25 protein-coding genes are annotated in these 22,324 nt (G+C 71.7%); 4 read left to right on the top strand and 21 right to left on the bottom strand.

Features of this window, described 5'->3' with window-relative positions:
- The first annotated feature begins 124 nt into the window (after positions 1–124).
- The gene (locus AN216_RS02315; RefSeq protein WP_420855678.1) at positions 125–694 is read left to right on the top strand and encodes a MarR family winged helix-turn-helix transcriptional regulator; all 570 of its coding nucleotides are present in this window, start codon (positions 125–127) and stop codon (positions 692–694) included.
- 24 nt (positions 695–718) lie between these two features.
- Here AN216_RS02315 and AN216_RS02310 read toward each other — a convergent pair whose 3' ends face one another.
- Both AN216_RS02310 and AN216_RS02305 read right to left on the bottom strand, forming a co-directional pair.
- Positions 719–1,582, bottom strand: coding sequence for a protein phosphatase 2C domain-containing protein (locus AN216_RS02310; RefSeq protein ID WP_070194859.1), 864 nt, complete (start codon positions 1,580–1,582; stop codon positions 719–721).
- Positions 1,583–1,708: 126 nt separating this feature from the next.
- Positions 1,709–2,779 (bottom strand): coiled-coil domain-containing protein, encoded by a 1,071-nt coding sequence (locus tag AN216_RS02305; protein WP_070194858.1) that lies wholly within the window; start codon positions 2,777–2,779, stop codon positions 1,709–1,711.
- Between the two features lie 391 nt (positions 2,780–3,170).
- Here AN216_RS02305 and AN216_RS02300 point away from each other — a divergent pair, with 391 nt between their 5' ends.
- The gene (locus AN216_RS02300; protein WP_079166152.1) at positions 3,171–3,881 is read left to right on the top strand and encodes a nucleoside/nucleotide kinase family protein; all 711 of its coding nucleotides are present in this window, start codon (positions 3,171–3,173) and stop codon (positions 3,879–3,881) included.
- Between the two features lie 123 nt (positions 3,882–4,004).
- Here the strand turns inward: AN216_RS02300 and AN216_RS02295 are convergent, their stop codons facing one another.
- The 7 genes from AN216_RS02295 to AN216_RS02265 form a co-directional block, all read right to left on the bottom strand.
- On the bottom strand, positions 4,005–4,292 hold the full coding sequence (locus AN216_RS02295; protein WP_070194857.1) for a hypothetical protein: 288 nt from the start codon (positions 4,290–4,292) through the stop codon (positions 4,005–4,007).
- A gap of 6 nt (positions 4,293–4,298) precedes the next feature.
- The gene (soxR, locus tag AN216_RS02290; RefSeq protein WP_079166151.1) at positions 4,299–4,883 is read right to left on the bottom strand and encodes a redox-sensitive transcriptional activator SoxR; all 585 of its coding nucleotides are present in this window, start codon (positions 4,881–4,883) and stop codon (positions 4,299–4,301) included.
- 117 nt (positions 4,884–5,000) lie between these two features.
- Positions 5,001–5,933: an AurF N-oxygenase family protein gene (locus AN216_RS02285; RefSeq protein WP_070194856.1), complete on the bottom strand. Its 933-nt coding sequence runs from the start codon at positions 5,931–5,933 to the stop codon at positions 5,001–5,003.
- Positions 5,934–6,209: 276 nt separating this feature from the next.
- Positions 6,210–6,614 carry an SH3 domain-containing protein gene (locus tag AN216_RS02280; protein ID WP_244502279.1) on the bottom strand — a complete coding sequence of 135 codons (405 nt, stop codon included), beginning with the start codon at positions 6,612–6,614 and terminating at the stop codon, positions 6,210–6,212.
- 404 nt (positions 6,615–7,018) lie between these two features.
- Positions 7,019–8,380, bottom strand: a complete 1,362-nt coding sequence (locus tag AN216_RS02275; RefSeq protein WP_070194855.1) for an ABC transporter permease — start codon at positions 8,378–8,380, stop codon at positions 7,019–7,021.
- Positions 8,381–8,385: 5 nt separating this feature from the next.
- Positions 8,386–9,267, bottom strand: coding sequence for an ABC transporter ATP-binding protein (locus AN216_RS02270; RefSeq protein ID WP_070194854.1), 882 nt, complete (start codon positions 9,265–9,267; stop codon positions 8,386–8,388).
- A 187-nt stretch (positions 9,268–9,454) separates the two neighbouring features.
- Positions 9,455–10,216 (bottom strand): peptidoglycan recognition protein family protein, encoded by a 762-nt coding sequence (locus AN216_RS02265; protein WP_070194853.1) that lies wholly within the window; start codon positions 10,214–10,216, stop codon positions 9,455–9,457.
- 213 nt (positions 10,217–10,429) lie between these two features.
- Between AN216_RS02265 and AN216_RS02260 the strand changes: the two genes are divergently transcribed.
- Together AN216_RS02260 and AN216_RS02255 are read left to right on the top strand one after the other, a co-directional pair.
- Complete coding sequence (locus tag AN216_RS02260; RefSeq protein WP_070194852.1) at positions 10,430–11,812, top strand: NAD(P)/FAD-dependent oxidoreductase; 1,383 nt, start codon at positions 10,430–10,432, stop codon at positions 11,810–11,812.
- A gap of 88 nt (positions 11,813–11,900) precedes the next feature.
- Complete coding sequence (locus tag AN216_RS02255) at positions 11,901–12,947, top strand: glucose 1-dehydrogenase (protein WP_070194851.1); 1,047 nt, start codon at positions 11,901–11,903, stop codon at positions 12,945–12,947.
- A 21-nt stretch (positions 12,948–12,968) separates the two neighbouring features.
- On the opposite strand, the gene AN216_RS02250 is transcribed toward AN216_RS02255, so the two are convergent.
- The 12 genes from AN216_RS02250 to AN216_RS02195 all read right to left on the bottom strand — a co-directional run bounded on the left by AN216_RS02250 (position 12,969) and on the right by AN216_RS02195 (position 22,264).
- Positions 12,969–13,385 carry a gas vesicle protein K gene (locus AN216_RS02250; RefSeq protein ID WP_070194850.1) on the bottom strand — a complete coding sequence of 139 codons (417 nt, stop codon included), beginning with the start codon at positions 13,383–13,385 and terminating at the stop codon, positions 12,969–12,971.
- A 56-nt stretch (positions 13,386–13,441) separates the two neighbouring features.
- A complete protein-coding gene (locus AN216_RS29905) occupies positions 13,442–13,609 on the bottom strand; it encodes a gas vesicle protein (protein ID WP_070194849.1) in 168 nt (55 codons plus the stop codon).
- 145 nt (positions 13,610–13,754) lie between these two features.
- Positions 13,755–14,549 carry a GvpL/GvpF family gas vesicle protein gene (locus tag AN216_RS02240; protein WP_070194848.1) on the bottom strand — a complete coding sequence of 265 codons (795 nt, stop codon included), beginning with the start codon at positions 14,547–14,549 and terminating at the stop codon, positions 13,755–13,757.
- Entirely contained in the window at positions 14,546–14,998 is a 453-nt protein-coding gene (locus AN216_RS02235) for a gas vesicle protein (RefSeq protein ID WP_070194884.1), read from the bottom strand. Before AN216_RS02235 ends, AN216_RS02240 begins: the two co-directional genes overlap by 4 nt.
- A 32-nt stretch (positions 14,999–15,030) precedes the next feature.
- Positions 15,031–16,134 carry an SRPBCC family protein gene (locus tag AN216_RS02230; protein WP_070194847.1) on the bottom strand — a complete coding sequence of 368 codons (1,104 nt, stop codon included), beginning with the start codon at positions 16,132–16,134 and terminating at the stop codon, positions 15,031–15,033.
- Positions 16,127–16,792: a prolipoprotein diacylglyceryl transferase gene (locus tag AN216_RS02225; protein ID WP_070194846.1), complete on the bottom strand. Its 666-nt coding sequence runs from the start codon at positions 16,790–16,792 to the stop codon at positions 16,127–16,129. The genes AN216_RS02230 and AN216_RS02225 overlap by 8 nt, the downstream gene beginning before the upstream one ends.
- 86 nt (positions 16,793–16,878) lie before the next feature.
- Positions 16,879–17,130, bottom strand: a complete 252-nt coding sequence (locus AN216_RS02220; RefSeq protein WP_070194845.1) for a gas vesicle protein GvpG — start codon at positions 17,128–17,130, stop codon at positions 16,879–16,881.
- A 33-nt stretch (positions 17,131–17,163) separates the two neighbouring features.
- Positions 17,164–17,877 carry a GvpL/GvpF family gas vesicle protein gene (locus AN216_RS02215; RefSeq protein WP_070194844.1) on the bottom strand — a complete coding sequence of 238 codons (714 nt, stop codon included), beginning with the start codon at positions 17,875–17,877 and terminating at the stop codon, positions 17,164–17,166.
- A gap of 3 nt (positions 17,878–17,880) precedes the next feature.
- The gene (locus tag AN216_RS02210; protein WP_070194843.1) at positions 17,881–18,345 is read right to left on the bottom strand and encodes a gas vesicle structural protein GvpA; all 465 of its coding nucleotides are present in this window, start codon (positions 18,343–18,345) and stop codon (positions 17,881–17,883) included.
- Between the two features lie 75 nt (positions 18,346–18,420).
- Positions 18,421–18,726, bottom strand: a complete 306-nt coding sequence (locus tag AN216_RS02205) for a gas vesicle protein GvpO (protein WP_079166159.1) — start codon at positions 18,724–18,726, stop codon at positions 18,421–18,423.
- Positions 18,727–18,979: 253 nt separating this feature from the next.
- Positions 18,980–20,785 (bottom strand): ABC-ATPase domain-containing protein, encoded by a 1,806-nt coding sequence (locus AN216_RS02200; protein ID WP_079166148.1) that lies wholly within the window; start codon positions 20,783–20,785, stop codon positions 18,980–18,982.
- Positions 20,786–20,923: 138 nt separating this feature from the next.
- Positions 20,924–22,264, bottom strand: a complete 1,341-nt coding sequence (locus AN216_RS02195) for a sulfatase family protein (protein ID WP_070194842.1) — start codon at positions 22,262–22,264, stop codon at positions 20,924–20,926.
- Positions 22,265–22,324 lie beyond the last annotated feature (60 nt).

Below are 22,324 nucleotides of genomic sequence, written 5' to 3'. Positions count from 1 at the left end.
AGAACTCCTCTCCGGAAGGGGAGTGTTGGGTCGCCGGTGGTCTAAACCTGGGAAATACTGGCCGAGCTGCGCCGATCGTGGCGCCCTGTCAGAAACTTTCCCGAACCGAAACCCGAGGCGCGAAGTGCACGACACCGGATTCGCGAGCGAGCCCGCGGCTGAGGCGTTGCCCGAGCCGGCGGCGGAGTCGGCCACGGAGGCGACCCCAGGACCCCCTGGGGGGCACGACGAGACCGATTTCGGGGCGGAGTTCCTCGCCCTGGAACGGGAGCTCTCCGTCTTCATGCGACGCGCGCGGGCCTCATCCGGGGAGTTGGCCCGCGCGGTGCACCCGGACCTGGAACCGGCGGCGTACGGACTCCTGGTGCGCCTGGAGGAGACAGGCCCGCAACGGGCCACCACGCTCGCCGGCTACTTCGGCGTCGGCAAGGCGACGATAAGCCGTCAGGTGGCCGCCCTGGAGTCGCTGGGGTTGATCACCCGCAGCCCCGATCCGGACGACGGTCGGGCCTCGTTGCTCCAGCTGACCTCGGGCGGCCATGACCGCTTCACTCGGGTACGGGACGCCCGCCGCGCGAAGTACGCCCGCCGACTGGCGTCCTGGGAGCGCCCTGAGATCTCCGAACTGGCCCGGCTGCTACATCGGTTGAACTCCCTGGGCGGGGCCGAGGAGAGCCCGGGCCCGCGTGGCTGACCCGGCGTCTATCGGTAGGGCGGCTCAGCGGGGTGCGGGCAGGTCCACGAAGGCCGCCGTCGCGTCGTCATGGCACTTCCCGCGGGGGAAGGCCGCGCCGTCCGGGTCGGCCGACTCGGCGGCCCGCACCTGGGTCAGCAGCGCCTCCGACCCCTCCTTGCGCACCAGTGAGAGCAGGCTCGCCCAGTCGCCCAGCCGGAAGGTCTCCGTCCAGCGAGAGGCGCCGTCGGTGAGGGCGAGCAGCCCGCGCAGGTCCGCGCGGGGCGTGTGGCCCGTCACGGCCTTCGTGGCGACCGTGGGATCGGCCGCCGCGGTGTAGAAGCCCTGGCCGCCCGGGGCGTTGCGCAGTGCCTCCACCTCACGGACGTACGCCCGCCGGGCCGCGGCGTGTTCGGCGGAACCCGCGGGCAGGGCGCGGACCTGCTCGCGGATCCGCGCCACCTGTCGCGGCAGCCGATCCAGCCGGGTGTCCAGCAACGGGAGTACCTCTCCGCTCGCGCTCTCCAGCAGCAGCACGGAGTCCGAGAGGACGAGGTGCTCCACGGCCTGCTCGCCCCAGCGAGCCGCGATGACGGTGGCCTGCGGGGTGCGTGGGTGAGAAAGGTCACAGTCGGTCTGGTGGTCGGCGGCGGTCGAGGCGATCGCCTCGGTCAGGCAGTCGGTCAGGCACAGGTCCCGCTGTGTGGTGGCGAGTTGCAGGAGTCGGCTACCGAGTCGTCCGGTGAACCACGGCACTCCGTGCTGGCAGCCGTCGTCCCCGGCGGGTGGCGTCACGCCGTCCAGCAGCACCAGCGCGCCTCCGGCGCCGGAGGCTGGTAGCGCCACCGCGGCGTAGTCCTCGTTGGGCCGTGCCGGATCGCCGGGCTCGCCGGCCACGTCAAAGCGCATGCCCCCGAGTCTGCCCGATCACCGTGCCGCGTTGGGGCGTTGAGTACCGTTTCCTCCGTTGATGTAAGGAAAGACACATCTGGTGAACTTATGAGGCAAAGGTGCGGAATTCACGCGTGACCGGAGTCACCTCGCCGCGGGTCGGTCAGCCGGCGACCGCTCGGATGTGCCTTCCTTCGCCCGGGTCCCACCGCCTGTCCCGTCCTTCCCGCTTTCCAGCCTTTCCGGTCTCTCCAGCCCATCCCAGCCCCCGGCGCCTTCCCAGTCCTCCCGGCCGCGCGGACCACCCGGGTTCTCGGGCGGTACGGTCGGACCCTCCGGCAGCGCCTCGCTCATGCCGTCGGGTAGCACGTCCCGATGCTCCGTTGCGCCCTCCACCTGCCGTAGCCGGGCCAGTTCGGCCGGGCTCAGCGAGGAGAGCAGCCGCTCCACGTCCCGCAGCCGGTCGCGGGCCCGGTTCCGGTGCTGCTCGCGCTGCTCGGACAGCTTCCGCTGCTTGGTCATCGCCGCGCGCTCCCGCTCCGTCAGGGCGTCCCGTTGACGCTCCCGGCTGATCAACCGCTTCACCCGGACACTCTGTTGACTGACCGCGTGCCGGGGGACGTGACCGCCCCGCAGCATCCGTTCGGGGTGGTCGGACAACAGCAGCCGAAGCGTCGCCGGCAGTTCCGAGCCACGGTCCCGGTACTGCTGCCGAGCCAGCTCTCCCACCGCGGACCGCCCGCTGTCCACCGCGCTGCTGGCGCGCTCCAGACGCGTGGTGAGCTTGTCCACCTTGGCGCGCTGACGCTTCAGCTTCCCGGTCGCCTTGTCGTACGCCGTGGCGGCGGCCGTCGTCTGCCGGTACAGCGTCCCCAGCCGGCTCAGCAGTTCGCTGAGCGACCGGTCCCGAGCCGTGTCCGGGCGGGCCGCGGGGCCCGTCTGCGCGCGTCCGTCGGAACCGTGGTTGCCGGACCTGCGGCCGTCAGGCCGCTCGGACGCCGGGCCGCCGCGCTCCCGGTCCCGCTCGGCCGCGGACGAAGGGCGGCCGTCCGGCGGCCGTACGGCCCGCTCCGACCCCTGGTCAGAGTCGGCGCGATCCGGGCCCGCCGGCGTCGGCGGCCGCGACGGAGTGTCGGACCAGGCGGGTTGGGCGGACAGCAACACAGTGGTGGCGACGGCGACCGCCGTCGCGCTGACGTACCGTGCGGGATACAAGGCACTCACCTCCGGGACAGGGCTCCGCTGAGCGTTGCCCCGTACCGCGCTGCCGTTACGCCGTGTTGGGCGCATCCGCGCGGGTTCCTCACCCGTGCGGGTAACGGCTCACCCGTTCAGGGCAGGACGGGAAGCAGGCCAGGGCGGAGGGGCGGAGGGCAGGGCCGGGGGTGAGCCCAAAGGCCACGAGCGGCTGGCCCAGCACGGGCGGACCTTCCACGCGTGGCCACCCCGCACGCCCCGATGTGTCCCCGAAGTCCGCCGGCGCGTGCCGGGCACCCATGTGCGCGCGCCTCCGTGGACTCGTGGGCGCTGGCACGCGGATCTGCCACGCTCTCGTCTTCAAGGGACGGCACGACCGCGACCGGATGACGACGAGGAGCGAGACGACGTGACCCCTCAACAACTCCTGGCCCGGGCCAGCGCGCTGAGCGAGTCCGGCGGCCGCCGGCTGCTGGGCATCACGGGACCACCCGGAGCCGGCAAGAGCACCCTCGCCGCGCAGCTCGTGACCGGCCTCCGCGGCCGTGCGGTGTCCGTGCCGATGGACGGCTTCCACCTGGCCGAGCAGGAACTGCGCCGGCTGGGTCGTACGCGACGCAAGGGCGCCCCGGACACCTTCGACCCTCTGGGCTACGCCGCCTTGTTGGGCAGGCTGCGGGACCAACGGCACCCGACCGTCGTCTACGCCCCCGCCTTCGACCGTGGGCTGGAGGAGCCCGTGGCCGGCAGTATCCCGGTCACGGCGGACGTACCGCTGGTGATCACCGAGGGGAACTACCTGCTGCTGGACGAGGAGCCCTGGTCCGGCGTACGTCAGCTGCTGGACGAGGTCTGGTACGTGCAACTGGACGACGTGGAGCGGGTACGCCGCCTGGTCGACCGGCACGAACACTTCGGCAGGAGCAGACCGGCGGCCGAGCGCTGGGTACGGGAGTCGGACGAGGCCAACGCGCGACGGGTGGTGGGCAGTCGGCACCGCAGCGATCTGGTCGTGTCGCTGCCCACCGGTCCGCCGTGGCTGGACGTCGAGGAGCCCGCCGAGAAGCGGCAGGTCCAGCGGCCCGGCTCGTCGTACGAGGGAGGGGGCGAGCCCGGATGAACGGCCTCCGCGGTACCGGGGCGGGCGACCGGTTCCCGCCGTCCGCTCCTCCTCGCGTTCAGCGCTGCCGTACGGTCGCGCGTACGCCACTGGCCCGGGCCGACCGGCCACTCCTGGCGCTTCTCAGCCGCCTGCCGCGCTCCCGGAATCCGGGCGGCTCCACGGCCACTTGAGCCCGCCCGCCGGGCGGCCGTCCGGGTCGTGCACGTAGCGCCAGCCGCGTGGCAGTCGCAGTCGGCGCGTGACCGCGGCGGGCTCAAGCCGGTACACGTGCACGACGCCCGGGCCGCCGTCCGGGGACGGCACCGGCACCTCGTACGACTTCGGGGGTCGCCCGGTCGGCCCCACCAGTACCGGAAGCACCCGGCCGTCCAGCGGGCCGCCGCTGAACAGCGTGTCCTCGCTGCGCACCGCCGCTCAGCACCCTTCCTCTTCGCGGCACGGCTGGCAGCCTTGGGCGCCAGCCCGCGCGCTGACCGGCTGACCGGCCTGCTGGCCGGACGTCTGTTGCCCGCACGGGTCCGTGTCCTCGTACGACAGGCAGGGCTGGGCGAGCCGGCGGGCCCCGGGCCCCTCCTCGCCGAGCTGGTCGTAGGGGTTGACCAGTACGCACACGTCGATGGACAGGCAGCCACAGCCGATGCAGTCGGTGAGGTTGTCCCGCAACTGCTGCATCAGCACGATCCGCTCGTCCAGGTCCGCGCGCCAGCACTCGGAGACCTTCGCCCAGTCCTCCTTGGTGGGCGTGCGGCTGTCCGGTAGCAGCGACAGCACCTCGCGGATCGCGGACAGCGGCATACCCAGGCGCTGCGAGGCGCGGATGAAGGCCACGCGGCGCAGTGTGTCCCGGCTGTAGCGCCGCTGGTTCCCGCTGGTGCGCCGGCTGTGGATCAGGCCCTCGCGCTCGTAGAAGCGCAGTGCGGAGGTGGCGACTCCGGCGCGATCGGCCAGCTCGCCGACGGTGGCTTCCTTGGCGTTCCAGGGCAGGTGGCTCGTGGGCATGGGGTCAGCGTATCTCGTCTTTGAAGGGGTGTTTAAGTCCTTCGGCGGTTTCCCGTCAGACCGGCGGTACGCGCGTGCCGCCCACGCGTACCGCACCCGCCCGAGTGCCGTACGGGCTCAGGCGAGCAGCCCGGAACTCTTCCACAGCCGGCGACCCGCTCCGCGCAGCACCCCGATCTCGTCCAGGAAGTCGGTGAGCCGTCGTGCCCCCCGCTGCATCACGTCCCGGCGGTGGCCGCTGGCCCGCACCTGTGCGAGGGCCTCGCGCTGGTCGAGTCCGACGTCGGAGTAGACCCGCGGGTTGACGAAGGAGATGGAGAACACCCTGGCGGCCTCGCCGGAGCTGATACGGGTCAGCTCCGCCTCCCAGCGTGGGCAGCTGATCATCTGGCGACGCAGCTCCTCGCGGGCGTACCGTACGTGCCGGGCCTCCTCCACCACGTGTATCCGGGTGACGCCGCGCACCAGTGGCTGTATCCGCTCGTCCGGGAAGGTCAGCCGCTGCATCCAGTCCAGGATCTCCTCGCCGAGCAGCGTCGCGGTGAACGAACCGGGCGTGGTGGACACCGTTTTGAGCACCCGGGCGAGGTTGTGGTGCAGCCTGCTGACCGGGTAGGCGGGCGCGCCGCTCTTGGTGATCATGCGCGCGAACATCATCGAGTGCCGGCACTCGTCGGCGATCTCCGTGAGTGCGTAACGCACGTGCGAGCTGGTCAGCGGCTTGTCGTAGATGTGCCGGACGAGCAGCTGCATCAGGATGACCTCGAACCAGATGCCCAGGGAGGCGAGGGAGGCGGCCTCGTGCCGGGCCAGGTCCTGGCGCTGCTCCTCTGACATGCGGTGCCACAGGGGCGTGTCGTAGAGGGAAACCAGCTCCGGGGGCCAGAACCACTTGCCGTCTTCGAAGGCGCTGTCCCAGTCGAGTTCGGTGTCCGGGTCGAAGGAGTGCTTGCGGGAGGCGTCAAGCAGTCGCTCGGCCACCTGTTCCCGATCCTTGAGTAGGCCGAGAGCGTCCCGGAGCGCCTGGTTCTCACTCGTCACGGTCGTCATGGCTGGAGGCACCTCGATACGTGCACTGAAACGGGGTTACCGGCGGTCACATCTGCCGTGCCCTTTATGAGACTCCGTGTCAGTAGGCTCGTCAATCCCTCGTGCGGGAATTCGTCGGCTGCGCGGCGTCGCCTCCGGTCGCATGAGGCGTACGCACGACACCGTGCCCCCGGGTCACGTGGTGCGACCGGGGGCACGGTGGGGGAGTCGACGTCCGCCGGCCCTATCCGCCCGCGGCGCCGCCTGCCGTGGGCCGGTGGGTGGCCGGCGGTGTCGTCAGCGGCACCAGTGCGGCGCGGGGCCGATGTTCTTGATGTAGCGAGCGGACGCCCAGGCCCACTTCCCGTCCGCCAGCTTGTACCAGCGCGGGTTGCCGTCGATCCACTGGCCGTTGACCTTGCACTTGATCTGGACGTACTCGCCGTGCTCCAGGGTGTCGATCACCCGGTAGTTCTGGCTTGGTCCGGTGCGGACGTTCAGGCCGGTGCGAGCGATCACCTTGCCCGTGTAGGTGCGCTTGGCCGCGTCGACGGTCGCGCCCGGCGCCTCGGCCTGCTGCTGCTTGGCCGGGGGCGCCGGGGTGGAGGAGTCGCTGGCCAGGGCCGGGCCGGTCGCGGTCAGGGCCGCTACGGCGCCGCCTGCGGCGCACAGCGCGATCTTGCTGAGCATGGAGTTGGGCACTGCTGTCTCCTGTGGAGGTGCGGACCCGGGGTGGATCCGGAAGGTCTGTGAAGGGGAAAGGGGGTGGACGCGAATCGTGGTGCATCGCTCACCCTTCGTGCGTAAGACACGCTAAATGTCCCACTTTGCGTATTCAAGGAATGACTCCATGTCATACGCCGCTGGTGGCCCGCCGATCCCGCCCGGACACCCGTACGGCCCCGCCGGGCGTGGGCGAGGCCGTACGGAAGCCGTCCCCCGTAGAGCGTCCGGCGGCAGGGGAGCGACACCGTGTGGGGCGTACGCCGACGCCCGGCGCCCGGCCGCGTTGTCGTCGGTCGACAGCGCCTCCGGCTGCCTCCCTCCGCCCTGCCGGACTCGGGCCTCGACACCCTCCTTCTCCCCTCACCTACCGCCGGACGCTCTCAGGCGGCCGAGACCACCTCCATGGCCGGGGTGCGCAAACTCCGCCGTGCGGTGAGCACGCAGGAGGCCAGCGTGACGAGCAGCGCCACCGCCACGATCCCCCCGTACATCGCGGGTCCGACGTCCGGCACCACTCGGTCCGTACGGGCGATGGTGAACGGGATCAGTGTGACCAGGCCGGCGAGGCTCCCGAAGCCGATCCCCGAGCAGGCGAGGACGAGGCCCTCCAGGCCGACCGTGCCCAGCACCTGCCCCGGGGTCGCGCCGACCAGCCGCTGCTGGCCGAACTCCCGCGTCCGGAAGGTGGTGGTCGCGACCAGGGTGTTGATCAGCATGATGCAGGCGAACAGCGCGATCATGCCGATGACGACGAAGTTCAGCAGCTCGATGTTCTTGTCCTCGGTGCTCTTCGTCAGCCCCGCCGCGTCGGTGGCGTCGTTCTCCACCGCCTGCATGTAGAGCGTCCCGAAGGAGATCCCGGTGAAGAGGATGACCGGCATCAGCGCGTTGGCCAGCTGCTGGGTGCGCCGGCGCACGTTGTGCGCGGTCAGATAACCACTGGTCCCGGCAAACCAGCGCAGCGGCGCCGTCAGCACGGCGCCGACCGTACGAACCAACAGGGGCGCCAACAGGGCCAGCCCGAGGGCGAAGGTGATCGAGGCGGTGCCGGCGGTCTGCATGGCGTCCGAGCCCTCGCCGTTCATCACGGTCATGGTCACGACGCCCTGGCTGGCGCCGACCAGGAGGAGTAGTACGGCACCGATCCGCCGCGCCAGGCCCATCGGCGGATTGGCGAGCTGAGCGTCGGTCAGCGCGTCCCTCGCCCGCATCGCGGTGGCGCGGCGGGCACCGAGGAAGGCCGCCAGGACGGCCGCGGCGAAGGTGATGCCGAGTCCCATGGAGAGCCCCGTCGCGCCGAAGGCGTAGTCGATCTCCTCGTTGACCTGGCCGGTCTCCTTGAGGACTGCCAGCAGCCCGCGGCCACCCAGCATGGCCGGCGCGACCGCCAGCAAGGCCGCGCTCGTCGAGACCACCAGCGCCTCGCCCACCACCATCCGGCGGAGCTGGGCCGGCGTCGCCCCGACACTCTTCAGCAGCGCCATCTCCTGCGCGCGCTGGCGTACGGCGAGGGTCAGGGTGGAGCTGACGGCGAAGACCACCAGCAGCAGCCCCCAGCCGCCGACCACCGTGGCCATGGTGCCGAGCGTCTCCTCACTGGCGGCGTCGACGTGATCGCCGGCCGCGGTGTCCAGCATCGAGGCGAAGGACATCAGGACGGTCGCGCCCAGCAACGTGGAGAGGAAGCTGGCGGCGAACGCACCGACACGGAACCGCAGGGAGCGCAACGCAAGCGTGAACATCGGGCTCACACCCCCTGGTTGACGGGCTGCCACGGTCCGCCGGAGCCGCCGTATGACTGGCCCGGTGCCGGAGCGGCCAGCACCTCGTCACCCAGGTGCGCCATCCGCTCGGCCACGGCCTCCGCCGTGGGCCGCTCCAGCCGACCGGCCAACCGCCCGTCGGCGAGGAACAGCACGGAGTCGGCGTACGACGCGGCGACCGGGTCGTGGGTCACCATCACCACCGTCTGGCCGTAGTCGCGCACCGCCCGCCGCAGCAGGTCCAGCACGATGCGCGCGCTCCTGGTGTCCAGGGCACCGGTCGGCTCGTCACCGAAGAGCACCCGTGGGTTGGTGACCAGGGCCCGGGCGATCGCCACACGCTGCTGCTGGCCGCCGGAGAGTTCCGCCGGGCGGTAGCCCAACCGCTCCCCGAGACCGACCTCCTCCAGGACGCGTACGGCCGCCTGCCGGTCGACCCTGCGGCCCGCGAGCCGCAGTGGCAGCGTGACGTTCTGCAGCACGGTCAGCGTCGGCAGCAGGTTGAACTGCTGGAACACGAAACCGATCCGCTGCCGTCGGAACTTCGTCAGCTCCGTCTCGCTCCCGCCGACCAGTTCAGCGCCGTCCACCACCACCACGCCGCTGCTCGGCTGGTCCAGGCCGGCGGCGCACTGCAACAGCGTGCTCTTCCCGGAGCCGGACGGCCCCATGACCGCGGTGAAGCTGCCGGCGGGCAGACTCAGGGACACCCCGTCCAGCGCGGTCACCTGATTCTCGGCCTGTGCGGCCCGCGTGCTCTGTTGGGCGTCCGCGGCCCGCGCGCCCGAGCCGTACACCTTGCGTACGGACACGAGCCGCAGGGCTTCCGGGTGCCTTGCCGGTTGCTCCTCGTGCTGCCGGAACATGTCTCTCACTTCCCCTCATGACCCTCTTGACGCCGGTGTGCGCCGTCGAGAACGACGCTACGGAGCGTGTGGGGTCGCGCCGATGGCCGTACGCACCGAGCGCGGGGTGCACTTATCCGTACCCCCTACGGGGTGCTGCGGCCTCGGGCGGGGCGGCCAGCCACCCTGGCCCGGGGCGCCTGGCCGGTCAGTCCGTCGAAGCCGCCGAGGCCGCCGTCGCCTGTGCCCGTAGCCGCGCTACCTCGTCGCGCAGCAGCGGCAGTTCGGCGTACAACGCGTCGCCGGGGCAGTCGGTCTCGAAGGCGTCCCGGTGGCCCGTGATCACCGGGAAGCGGGCCCTCGACCGCTCGTCGAAGCGGCTCTCGTCATTGGTGGAACGCAGCCACACCGCGCCGTGCGGATCGGCGTCCGGTGGCAGCTTCCAGGCGGCCACCGCCGCGATGGCGTCCAGCATTGCGCGGGGCACCGGCTCGCCGGCGGAGAAGTCGCCGAGCGCGGCTATCCCCACGGTCGTCCTGTTGAACCCCTTGGTGTGCGCGCCACGCACCGTGCGTTCCGCGTCGCCGCCGCCCCGCCCCTCATACACCGTGCCGCAGCGGTCCACGACGTACTGGTAGCCGACGTCGTCCCAGCCCTTCGCGCGGACGTGGGCGGACTCCAGGGCCCGCAGCATCCGGGGGACATCGGCACAGTCGTAGTCCGCCGGATGGTTGGTGTGGTGGACGAAGACCGCGCGCACCTCGGGGAGATACTTCGGGGCCTCGCGTACGAGTCCCTCGTCCGCGTGCCAGGCATCGCGCTCCACCAGTCGGGGACGCGGGGCGGTGGCCGGCCGGGTCGTCTCCGTGGGTTCGTCGGTGTTCCCCGGCCGGGCCGGGGACTCCCACCGCAGCATCACCGCGAGCGGCAGCGCCGCCAGCACCAGGGCAGTTCGGGACAGGCGCGACATGCGGACCAGCGTGTGTCCGGCAGGGTGGCTGGCACAGGCGACCGCCGCCGTTCGGGTGAGCCGTACGGTCCGGGCACGCGTCCGTAGGAGCCCCTCGCGGGCGTGCGCCCCGACGAGCCGGATGGCGGTTCGCCACCGATCATGGGGAGTGAGGGCCGGGCTCTCGGGAACCCGGCGTCACCCGGGCACCCGCAGCCAGAAGGGACCGACACCGTGGCACGACCCAGGATTCTCGTGGTGGGCGCGGGCTTCGCCGGCGTGGAGTGCGTACGCCGCCTGGAGCGCCGACTGACTCCGGGCGAGGCGGAGATCGCGCTGGTCACGCCGTTCTCCTACCAGCTGTACCTACCGCTGCTGCCGCAGGTCGCCGGTGGTGTGCTGCCGCCGCAGGCGGTGGCCGTATCGCTGCGTCGAAGCTCCCGGTACCGCACCCGGATCGTCCCCGGTGGAGCGATCGGGGTGGACCCCGACGCGAAGGTCTGCGTGATCCGCAAGATCACCGGAGAGACGGTGTACGAACGCTACGACCTGATCGTGCTGGCCCCGGGCAGCATCACCCGCACCTTCGACATCCCGGGACTCGTCGACCAGGCGCACGGCATGAAGACCCTCGCGGAGGCGGCGTACCTCCGGGACCACGTGATCGCGCAGCTCGACCTCGCCGACGCCAGCGACGACCCCGAGGAGCGGGCCTCCCGGCTGCGGTTCGTCGTGGTGGGCGGCGGCTACGCCGGCACGGAGACCGCGACCTACCTGCAGCGGCTCACCGACGCCGCGATCCGCCGCTACCCGCGGCTCGACCCGGCGCTGATCAAGTGGCACCTGATCGACGTGGCCGACCGGGTCATGCCGGAACTGGGCGAGTCACTGGGCGAGAGCACGCTGCGCATCCTGCGTCGTCGTGGCATCGAGGTGTCGCTTGGTGTCTCCGTCGCCGAAGCGGGCCCGGAGAGCCTGCGACTCACCGACGGACGGGTGCTGCCCTGCCGTACGTTGATCTGGACCGCGGGCGTCGCGCCGAGCCCGCTGGTGGGCACGCTCGGCGCGGAGACCGTGAAGGGCCGGCTGGCCGTCGCCCCGGACATGAGCCTGCCGGGCTTCGACGGGGTGTTCGCCATCGGGGACTCCGCCGCCGTGCCCAACCTCGTGGAGGGCGACGGCGCCGTCTGCCCGACCACCGCACAGCACGCGCTGCGACAGGGCAAGGCGTGCGCGGCGAACATCATCCGGCGACTGCGAGGCCAGCCACTCCAGCCGTACCGGCACCGTGACCTGGGGCTGGTCGTGGACCTGGGCGAGACCGACGGGGTGTCCAAGCCGGTCGGCCTGGAGCTTCGGGGACTGCCGGCGCAGGCGGTCGCGCGGGGCTACCACGTCATGGCGATGCGTACGCAGGTCTCCAAGGCGCGGGTGCTGACCAACTGGCTGCTGAACGCCACGGCCGGGGACGACTTCGTCCGCATCGGCTTCCTGTCCGGACAGCAGGCCACGCTGCGGGACTTCGAGTACACCAACGCCTACCTCACCCGGGAGCAGATCCGGGAGCACTCCGCTCTGCTGGCGGCCGGTGTGTCCGGCGGGGCCGGCGCGACCTGACCCGACAGCGGGCGCGCGTCCACCGCGGCCCGACGGCCGGTCGCCCGGTGGTGACCGTGGCCCGAGACAGCGATCGGAGGCCGCACGGATGCGAGCGATCACCGTGGTGCCGGGCGCGGCGGACCGCACACGCCTCGAGGAACGTCCCGAACCCCCGGAGGACGACGGCTCCGTCCTGGTGGAGGGCCACCTGCTGGGTATCTGCGGCACGGACGTCGACATCGTGCGCCACGGCTACGGCACCCCGCCGCCCGGTCGACCCCGACTGGTGCCGGGGCACGAGTCCCTGGGCCGCGTACGGGACGCCCCGCCGGACAGCGGTCTCGCCACCGGCGACGCGGTGGCGGGAATCGTGCGGCGGCCCGATCCCGTGCCCTGCCCACCCTGTGCGGTGGGCGACTGGGACTTCTGCCGGAACGGGCGGTACACCGAGCGCGGCATCAAGGAGCGGGACGGGTTCGCCGCCGAGCGTTGGCGTGCCGACCCGGAGTTCGTCGTCCGCCTGGACCCCGCGCTGGGCGACTCCGGGGTGCTGGTGGAGCCCGCGTCCGTACTGGCCAAGGCATGGGAGCAGGTGACGCGGATCACTGCCCGCTCCTCCGCCCGGCCGCGCCGCACGCTGGTCACCGGGGCCGGGCCAATCGGCCTGCTGGCCGCGTTGCTCTCGACGCAACACGGCATGGAGACACACGTGTTGGACCTGGACGACTCGGGGCCCAAGCCGACCCTCGTACGGGACCTGGGCGGCTTCTTCCACACGGGCGACGTCCGCGACCTCGGCCTGGTGCCGGACGTGGTCATCGAGTGCACCGGCCACGGGCCCCTGGTCTTCGAGCTGTGCGGGGCCGTCGCGCCCAACGCCGTCATCTGCCTGACCGGGGTCTCCTCCGGCAGCCACAGCGTCCGGGTCTCCGCCGACGAACTGAACAAGGAGATGGTCCTGGAGAACAGGGTGATCTTCGGTACGGTCAACGCCGCCCGCCGGCACTACGAGCAGGCCGCCGCCGCGCTGCTCCGCGCGGACCGGCCCTGGCTCGAACGGCTGCTGACCCGCCGGGTGCCGATGGGCGACTTCACGGACGCTCTGGACAAGGGCGCGGAGGACATCAAGGGCGTCGTGGACCTGCGCGCCTGACGGCTAAGCCGACGCCGCCCCTCAGGCTTCTCCCGGGCCCAACAGTGACCCCAGTGGGCCGAGATCCAGATCGAGATCCGCCATGGTCAGGTCGTATCGCTCGCACAGCTCCGTCATCCGGTCGTGCAGCACCATCAGCGTCATCCCGACGCGTTCCTCCTGGTCCTCACCCAGGTCGCCCTGGTCGACCCGGTGCAGCGCGGTGCGTTCCATCAGTTGGCGCAGCAGCTCCACGATGGTCAACACGAGCTTGACCAGATCCCGTTCAACCGTGTCCGGGTCCGTGTGCAGGCGCTGGGCGGCCGTACGGGGCCGCCCAGCGCCCGCACCGGACGGCTCCGCGCCGCCGGCGGGGAGCAGGTCGAAAGCGTGCGCGGCGGCCCGCGCGACCTCGTCCCAGCGGGGGTCGCCGAAGACGTACCCGGATTCCTCGGGCATGGTGGGCCTCCCTTCGTACGATACGGCGCGCTGCGGCCGGCGGGGGCGGCGTGAACTCACCAGGGGGCTGGATCGTCCGGCGTGACCGAGCGGATGACCGCGCGCAGGTTGATGTGGACGAGGTCGGTGCCGGCGATGGAGAGCACCACGTCCCCGGTGAGCACCGCGCCGCCGGTCAGCAGTCGGTCGAGCAGGTCGATCAACGCGACCTGCCGCCCCGCCAACTCGTCCGCTCCGGCGCTCCGGCTCGGATGGGCGCGCTCGGCGCGCGCGCCGGTTTCCGGTCCGGGAACCGGCGCGGCCCCCCACGCGGGGGCGTGTTCGGCTCCCGACCCCGACCGGTCGCGGGAGGGTGTACGGGCCGTGGGCTCAGGCATCGGACGGCGTCGCGAAGGAGTAGGGGGCCCACGGGCCGGTCACCTCGATCCGCACGCCCGGGGACTCCTCCGCCAACCGGTGCAGCTTCGCGGCGAAGTCCCCGGCGCGCTCGGTTTCCACCAGATACGCGTCATTGGCGATGTTCTCCCCGGGTCCGGTGGCCAGTTCCCCCTGCTGCGGACGGTGTGCCATGCCGGCGACCGCGAGGGCGGCGGCCGTATCGGAGACCCGGAGGGCCACCGACTCGGCCGCGCGTCGGGCCTCCCGCCGGCCGTCGCGTTGGGTGCGGCGTTGTCGGAGGTACGCCCGGCCCGGTCTCGGGTCGGGCGGCTCCCGGCCAGCGCGGGCCGGGGTGGCGGGCGCGGGCTCCTCGGCGGCCGACGGGTCCGCGTAGACCTTGACACCCCACTCGGCCCGGCCGGTCAACCGGTTCAGCAACGCCCGGAACTCCGCACCGCGTTCGTCCAGCATGCCGGCCACCCGGTCGTCGTCCCGACAGAGCGTCGCCAGCCGCATCGGCAGGACGTAGGCATGCTGGTAGGCCGCCTCCACCACCGCGTGGTGCCGGCGGGCGACGACCTCCACCCGTGCCAGGTCCTCCAGCTGGGCGGCCAGGCCGGTCTCGTCGTACCGTTCCTCGGCCACCGAGCTGACCAGGGCGCTCAGGCCGGCGGCGGACACCGTGCGCAGCGCCGAGCCGTCCAGGCCCTCGACCCGGGCGGGCACGCCGGCCAGCGGGGCGTCCTGGTCGCCGACCGCGTAGACGTAACAGAGCACGCCGTTCATCGGTCCCTCCTTCCGGCCGTGGGTACCGTGCCGGCCGGCAGTTCCATGTCGGCTCGCAACTGGGACAGCTCCGCCCGCAGCCTGGCGTTCTCCTCGGCGAGCGCGTCATCTCCCGCCGCGCCTCCCGCCTCGGTGTCCGCACCGGTCACCGCCGGTGACTCGGGGGAGGTACGGGCTTCGGGCCGCGCGCGGGAGGAGAGCGACGGGTCATGCTCCCACCAGTCGATGCCCATCTCCTTCGCCTTGTCCACCGAGGCGACCAACAGCCGTAGCTTGATCGTCAGCAGCTCGATGTCCAGCAGGTTGATCTGGATGTCACCGGCGATGACAACGCCCCGGTCGAGCACTCGTTCCAGGATGTCGGCGAGGTTGGCGGACGAGCCCTGCTGGCCGTACGAGGCGGCGAGCGGGCGGGTGGCACTCGTACGCCCGGGGAGTTCTTCGGACATGTGGATCACCCCTGTCTGCGCTCGGGGGTCGTTCAGCGGCGAGCAGGTCGCGGCTGATCAGTGGGTTCCTCGACGTCTTCCGGGAGCTCCGCCTCCGGGTCCTCTTCCTCCGGGTCCTCGGTCTCCGGGTCCTCTGCCGCCTCTTCCGCCTCGTCGCTCTCGTCGCTCTCGTCGTCCGGGTCGTCCGCGTCGGCCTCTTCGGTGTCGCCGGCCTCCGGCTCGTCCTCCTCCGCGACCGGCTCGTCCTGGTCACCCTCGTCCGGGAGTTGGCCGTCGTCCTCCTCGGCCCCCTCCTCGGCGACGGCGTCCGCGTGCTGCACGACCACTTCGCCGTCCCGGATCTCGCCGCGCCAGCCGTCCGTGGCCGTGCCACGCAGCATCAGGAACCTGCGGTACTGCTTGAGGTCCAGCCGGGCCCGACGGCCCTGGGCGCGCCAGATGTTGCCGGTCTTCTCGAACAGCCCGACCGGGAAGTACTCCAGCACCAGCAGTACCCGGGTCAGGTTGTCGGCGAGGCGGTGGAAGGTCACCACTCCCTTGACGGTGCCCTTGGCGCCCTCGGTGGTCCAGGCGATGCGTTCGTCCGGGATCTGCTCGGTGACGTTGGCCCGCCAACCACGGGTGGACTTGGCGACCTTCACCTTCCAGTTGCTGCTGGTCTCGTCCGCCTTCTCCACGCTGACGACGCCCTTGGCGAAGGTGCTGAACTCCTGGTACTGGGTCCACTGGTCGTACGCCTCCCGTAGGGGGACACCGACGTCGATGTCCTCGATCACGGTGACGCTCTTGGACTTGCCGCCTCCACTCTTGCCACCGCCACCGCCCTTGCCGAAGAGGCCCTTCACCTTGTCCTTGACGGTGTCCTTGAGTTGGGTCGCGCCCGCGGTGGCCGCCGCCTTCGCGGGCGACTCACCCTCGCTGAGCGCCTTGGCGCCCTTCGAGAGGCCGCTGGGCAGCCCGCCTCCCTCGCCCGGGTCGCCGAGCTTCTGCACGCTCTCGCCCAGTTTGTGCCCGAGGTTGGTCACGGCCTGCTCAGCTCGTGCGCGTGCGTAGCTCTGGAGTTCCTGCTTCAGCCGGTCCGTCGCCGGGTCCTGGGCCACTTGGTCGGCGAACCTGCGCAGGGTGGACTCAGCCATGGTCGCCTCCCCGTGCGCTGGATCGCCGACCACCGGAGGCCGCCTGGACGCTCTTGGTGGCGTTCTTGGTGGCGCTCTTGGTCGTGCCCGTGCTTGCGGCCCTGGTGGTACTGGCCCCGTCGGACGTGCGTTTCGCCGACGCGGCCCGGGACGTCTTCTCGGAACCCGGCTTGCCGGAACCGCTTTTCCCCGATCCAGTCCTGCCGGAGGAGGTCTTCCTCCCGGCCGGTGCCCGGCGCCGTGGGGCGGACCGCTTGGCGCCGCCCTCGTCGTCGGCGGACTTGGCGGTGTCCTCCCGCGTGTCGGCTTCCGCATCCGTGTCGCCGGGCTCCTCCGCGTCCTCGTCGGACTCGCCCGGCGTACCGCCGAGGTCGAGCGTGCGCTGGTGCAGCGTCTCGGCGAGACCCTCGGCCCGCTTGGTCAGCGCGGAGGTCGCGGCGGACTTCGTGGCGTCCACGACTTCCTTGCAAGCCTGGTCGCTGAGGCCGCTGAGCGCGGGTGAGTTGGCCGCCATCCTGCCGAGTCGTTGCGGGTTCATGCTGAGTTTCCGCCCGGCGAGGAACATGCCGAGGCCGAGAGCCATCCTGGCCTTCCTGGTGCGTCCGAGGAGGTATCCCCCCACGAGCGCACCGCCTATTCGCGCGGTGTGGTTCGTCATCTGGTGATGCACCTCTGTCGTTCGATCAGGGATCAGGACCGGAGTCCGGGACACGGGGGCCTGAGGATCCGGAGATCCCACGTACCTCAGGAGTTCAGGCGCCGTTGCTGCTCCGTACGCCAGGTGAACTCCGCCAGCAGCTCGTCCTCCCGCCGGTCGAACTCCTCTTCGGTGATGTCGCCGTTCAGGAGCTGTCGTTCCAGTTCGCTCAGTGCCGCTCGCACCGGTGCCGGGTCGTAGTACTCGCGTTCAGCGGTCTCCAGGACCTGCTGAAGCACCCAGTTCGTGCCCCGCAGCGGGGCGAGGGGGAAGGTCAGCAGCTGTCCCACAAGGCCCATGCCGGCCTCCGTCGTGTCGTGCGTCCGCCTCGCTCAGACGAAGCTGTACGGCGGTAGCGGTCCGTTCAGGTTCAGGGTGTACGCGGCACCCCGACGTGTGGCCTCCTCGTCCACCCGCCGGGTCAGCGAAGCCGCCTGCTCCCGGCTCACGAGAAACGAGACGTTGAGGAAGTGCGCTTCGCCGGGGTCCCCGACGGCGTGCTCGGCGACCTCCGGGGCCAGCCGGGCGAGGAGGTCCTCCGCCTCCCGATCCCGCCGGGCGCGTACCTCGTTCGAGACGAGCTCCCCCAGGGTGACCCGCTGGTCGTGCGCGTTCGGATCGCGCCGCGTGAGGTCGTTGAGCCGCCGGATCTCCGCCGAGTCGGCGACGATCTCCCGGAGCCGGTCGTCCTCGTCGCGGGCGGCCTTGAGGTTGTACTCCAGGCAGCCGGTCAGCTCGCCGAGGCGTTCGGTGTACGCGTCCCGGTGCTCCTCCAGTGCCGCACGCACCTGTTGGTCGTCCGGGCTCACCAGGCCGAAACGCATGGGGAGCACGGCACCGTCGGCCATCAACCGTTCCAGGACGTGCTGATGAGCCAGCAGGTCGCGGCGTTTGGCCCGGAGATCCTCCGGGGCGTCACTGACCACGGCGGTCAGCCGCGGGGTGCCCAGGGTGCGGGGCAGGGAGGGCGGGTCGCCGACACCCGGCAGGTTCGCCACGTCGACCGGGTGGTCGGCCAGGGTGATCGCGTAGACGTACGTCGACATGGCTCACTCCTCACCGCGGCGGGCGGTCCGTCGGCTGCCTGAGGAGGTCGAGGACGACCGTTTCCTCGGCTCGCGTTCCGCATGCTTCTCCTCGTCGCCCCCGCCGTTCCCGCCGCTCTGTAGGGACTCGCTGAACGCCTCGACGGCACCGGTCAGGGCGCCCTTGGACTTGCCCTTGGCGCCGCTCTCGGTGGCCTCCCCCACGATGTCGGTCAGTTGGGTGGGTTGCTTGCGACCGGACTCCAGGTCGAGCCGGTTGCAGGCCTCGGCGAACTTCAGGTAGGTGTCGACGCTGGCCACGACGACCCGGACGTCGATCTTGAGGATCTCGATGCCGACGAGTGACACGCGCACGAAGGCGTCGATGACCAGCCCCCGGTCGAGGATGAGTTCGAGGACGTCATAGAGGTTCCCGGAGCCGGAGCCGGAACCCCTATCGGTTGTCTGGGTTTGCGGTACTACCGTCATGTTTGGTCATCCCTTCGCTCCGCGGCGCCGTGCGACGGCAGAGCCGGGCGGGAGGGGTGGTGCCCGTGGGCACGCTCAGCGGTCGATCTGTCCTCTGGCGTACCGACGGACGCGCTCATAGCCGAGCAGGCGGCCCTGCCGGTCGAGTTGGACCCGGTAGGACGCCATGACACTGCTGGTGTCCGGTATCCGTTCGATCTCGACCACCTCGACGTCCGCCGACCAGCCGGCCTCCACGGACCTCAGGGCCGATACGGAGGACGGCTCCGCGCCCAACAGTTCGGTCAACTGCCGAGCGGCGGCGCGCATCGCTTCAAGGGGGGAGAGGTCTCCCGCCCCGTCCGGGGTGTCGCCTCCGTCCTCCGTGCGCGCCGTCGTCATGGTGCGAACCGCCTGATCACTCGAGGTGCCGAGGACCGCCAACCGGTCCTGGACTGTCCCGCCGAGTGCCCGAGACGTCCGGACGTATGCAAGGCACCGGGTTGGGAATGTCCCCCCTACGGGTGGGAGGGGAAGCCGATACCCCAACCCCCGCCCCCATGGCGGGCATTGACCACGAGAAGACGGTCGCCTTCGGGTACGCCCGCCCCCGTGGCGGTACGGGAAGCGGGCGTACGGGCCTACGGACGGCGGCTCAGCGGAGCACGGACAACCCGGGAAGCCGGTTGAGCGCGGCGGCGACCTCGAACCGGCTCGGCACGGCGAAGTCCTCGTCCCGGATGGCCAGCAACGCACCGGCGCCCCGTGCGAGGTCGTCCTCCAGCCGCAGCAGACCCGCGGCCAGGGTGCGCCTGCCGTCCAGATAGCCCTCCCGCACGAGGAGTTCCATCGCCAGCCCGATGCCCACCAGGTGCCGCTGATCGGCGGTGGGCTCCACCGCGCGCATGCTCACCGACTGCTCGCCGAAGACGATCGCGTCCCTGCCGCGCGCGGTGATCTTCGTACGGCCACGCGCCGTGCTGTCCACGGACGTCGGGTCCGGTTTCCGGTGGATCGGGGCGGGAAACGCATCGGCCTCCGCGTCCCTCCCGGTGGGCGTCGCGGCCAACTCCTTGGCCCGCTCGGTGACATCGGCCGGCTCGTACGCGTCCATCATGACCACCCGGTCCGCGACGTCCATGTAGTCGCCGGAACCGCCCATCACCAGCACCGTCGATACCCCGTGGTCCCGGTGCAGCGAACGCACCAGGTCCACCAGCGGAGTCAGCGGCTCGCGCTCCTTCGCCACCAGTGCCTGCATCCGGGCGTCCCGGATCATCAGATTGGTCGCGGCGGTGTCCTCGTCGATCAGCAGCGTGTGGGCACCGGCCTCCACCGCCTCCACGATGGACGCGGCCTGCGAGGTCGAGCCGGACGCGTTCGCCGTGCGGAAGTCCGCGGTGTCGCCGCCGCCCGGCAGGTGGTTGACGAAGGCGTGCAGGTCCACCCGCTCGATCCGCCGGCCGTCCTCCGCCCGGATCTTCACCGTCTCCGGCCGGGCCACCGCCAACTCCCTGCCGTCTTCCGGCACCTTGTCCCAGATGCCGGTCTCCAGCGCGCGCAGCAGCGTCGACTTGCCGTGGAAGCCGCCGCCGACGATCAGCGTGACACCCTCTGGTACGCCCATGCCGGACACGCTGCCGGCGTTCGGCAGGTCAACCGTGACCCGTAGCTCCGCCGGGCTGCGGAAGGGCACGGCGGACGGACCCGTCAGCGGACGTTCGTCCACACCACTGCGCCGCGGCAGTATCGCGCCCTCCGGGACGAACGCCACCAGGCCGAGCCGGGGCAGCGCCGCGCGCAGCGCGCAGGAGTCCTCGACCGTCTCCACGAACCGCCGTACGTCCTCGCCGTCCAGTGCCGGGAACCGCAGCGCACGGTCGACCACCCGGGGCAGCGAGGTGCACAGCAGCCGCTCCGCCGCCGAGGCGTCGATCCGACGACCCCGGCCGGGTAGCGGTACGTTCAGCCGCAGCGTCACCGAGCCCGGCCCGCGTCCGGCGACCGACTGCTCGGGCGGCACCACCTGGCACGAGCCGCGGTCGAACACCTCCTGTCCGCCGGCGTCGACCACGACGCCCCTGTCCGCGGCGCCGCTGGCCTGGACCGCCTCCGCCGCCCGGCGCGCCAGATAGCTCGTCAGTGCCCGCCGCCGGTCCGCGGTCGCGTACAGCTCGGGCGGGAGCTGCGCGACATCGGCGGGCACGTGCAGCGCCAACCGGGCCGGTGGCGCGTAGGGATCGGCCTGTCCGCGCACGATCTCCAGCTCGAAGCCGGGCAGTGACCAGCGGCCCAGGAGCGACTTGTAACCGCCGTACGAGGCTCCCTCGAGCTGGCGCAGTGCCTGCGTCAGGTTGTCGCTGCTCGGCCTGGGCCGGCCCTCGCGTGGCGAGTGCGGTCGACCGCCACCGCCGTGTGTGCGTCGCGGGCCCTGCCCACGCCCGTGTCGGGGGTGCGGCACCGTGCGTCTCCCTCTGGTCTGGTTCGTTCCTGGGGGCTGCCATTCTCGCAGCCCGTCGCGACCGCCGTACGCCGCCGGGGCCGCCGTTGTTCGGCCCGGGGGGGAGCGGGGGCGGAGGGGGAGACGTGCCCGCGGGGCTCAGTCCAAGGCGGCGGCCCGGATGTCCGGACGCGGCTCGCCGGACTCGACGATCCGGTCCGCCAGCCGCTGCCGCAGCGCGTGCAGGATCTCGCCGTGCGCGGGGTCACCGATGAGGTTGTGCAGTTCGTCCGGGTCCGCCCGCAGGTCGTAGAGATACGCGTCCACGTACCGGTTGGCGGAGGCTTCCCGCCACGGGTCCGCCTCGGGCGCCACGACGCCGTACTTCCAGTCCCGGGTGCGCAGCGCGCGTCCCACCTCCGACTCGCTGACCTGGATCAACACCTCCTCCGGCCAGGGGTCGCCGGCCGAGCGCAGGAGCGGCAGCAGCGAGCGACCCTGCATCCGGGCCGGCACGGGCAGCCCGGCCGCGTCCAGCAGGGTGGGCGGCAGGTCGACGTGGCTGACCAGCTGCGGCAGTCGTACGCCGGTGCCCAGCCCGGGCCCTGACAGCGTGCTGGGCACCCGGATGGAGGCGTCGTGCACGCTGCGCTTGTACTCGCTGTTGCGGGTCTTGAAGTGGCAGCCGTGGTCGGAGGTGAACAGCACCACGGTGTTCTCCAGCGTGCCCTGCGCCTCCAACGTGTCCAGCAGCCGGCCCAGCACCTCGTCCAGCCGCCGCACCATGCCGTAGTAGCCGGGCAGATGCTCCGCCCAGTTGCCGCCCCCGAGCGCGGTCAGGTCGGAAGGTGTCCACGGGTCGGCGTACCGCTCACGGTAGCCCTCGGGAGCCGGATAGTCGTCCCGGGAGTTCTGGTGGTGCGGCTCGATGAACGAGAGGAAGAGGAAGAACGGCCGGTCACGGGGCCGTTCGAGATAGCGGATCGCGGCGTCGCCGACCGCGTCCGCGCGGTAGCCGTCGAACTCGTGCGGTTGTCCGTCCTCGTCGTAGAGCGTGCCGCCGTAGGCGTCCGAGGTGAACTCCAGGATGTTGGCGGCCAGCCAGTGCTCGTACCCCCCGCGGTACTCCTCCGGTACGGCGCCGGTGTAACCGTCTCCGGCCAGGTGCCACTTGCCGATGTAGCCGGTGTCGTAGCCGCCGGCCCGGAAGTGGTGTGCCAGCGTGGGGACTTCGGGGGAGAGCGGGACGCCGTTCCGGAAGACGCCCGTCGCGGTCGGGTACTGCCCCGTCTGCATGCTCGCTCGGGACGGCGCGCAGACCGGCTGGCAGGTGTAGGAGTGCTCGACGTGCACGCCGCGTTCGGTGAGCCGGTCCAGCACCGGGGTGAGGCCGAGCGGGTTGCCGTGCCCGCCGGTGGTGTCCCAGCGCTGCTGGTCGGTGAAGAACACCAGGACGTTGGGACGGTCCGGGGTCTGACCGGCGGCTGTGGGTGCGTTCACCTGGGACCTGCGCTTTCGTCGAGAGGACTGGCGTACGTCGTGGGTCGTCCGCACCCTTGC

The organism is Streptomyces oceani, assembly GCF_001751245.1.
Taxonomy (GTDB): Bacteria; Actinomycetota; Actinomycetes; order Streptomycetales; family Streptomycetaceae; genus Streptomyces; species Streptomyces oceani.
This window is presented reverse-complemented; position numbering and strand designations above follow the sequence as displayed.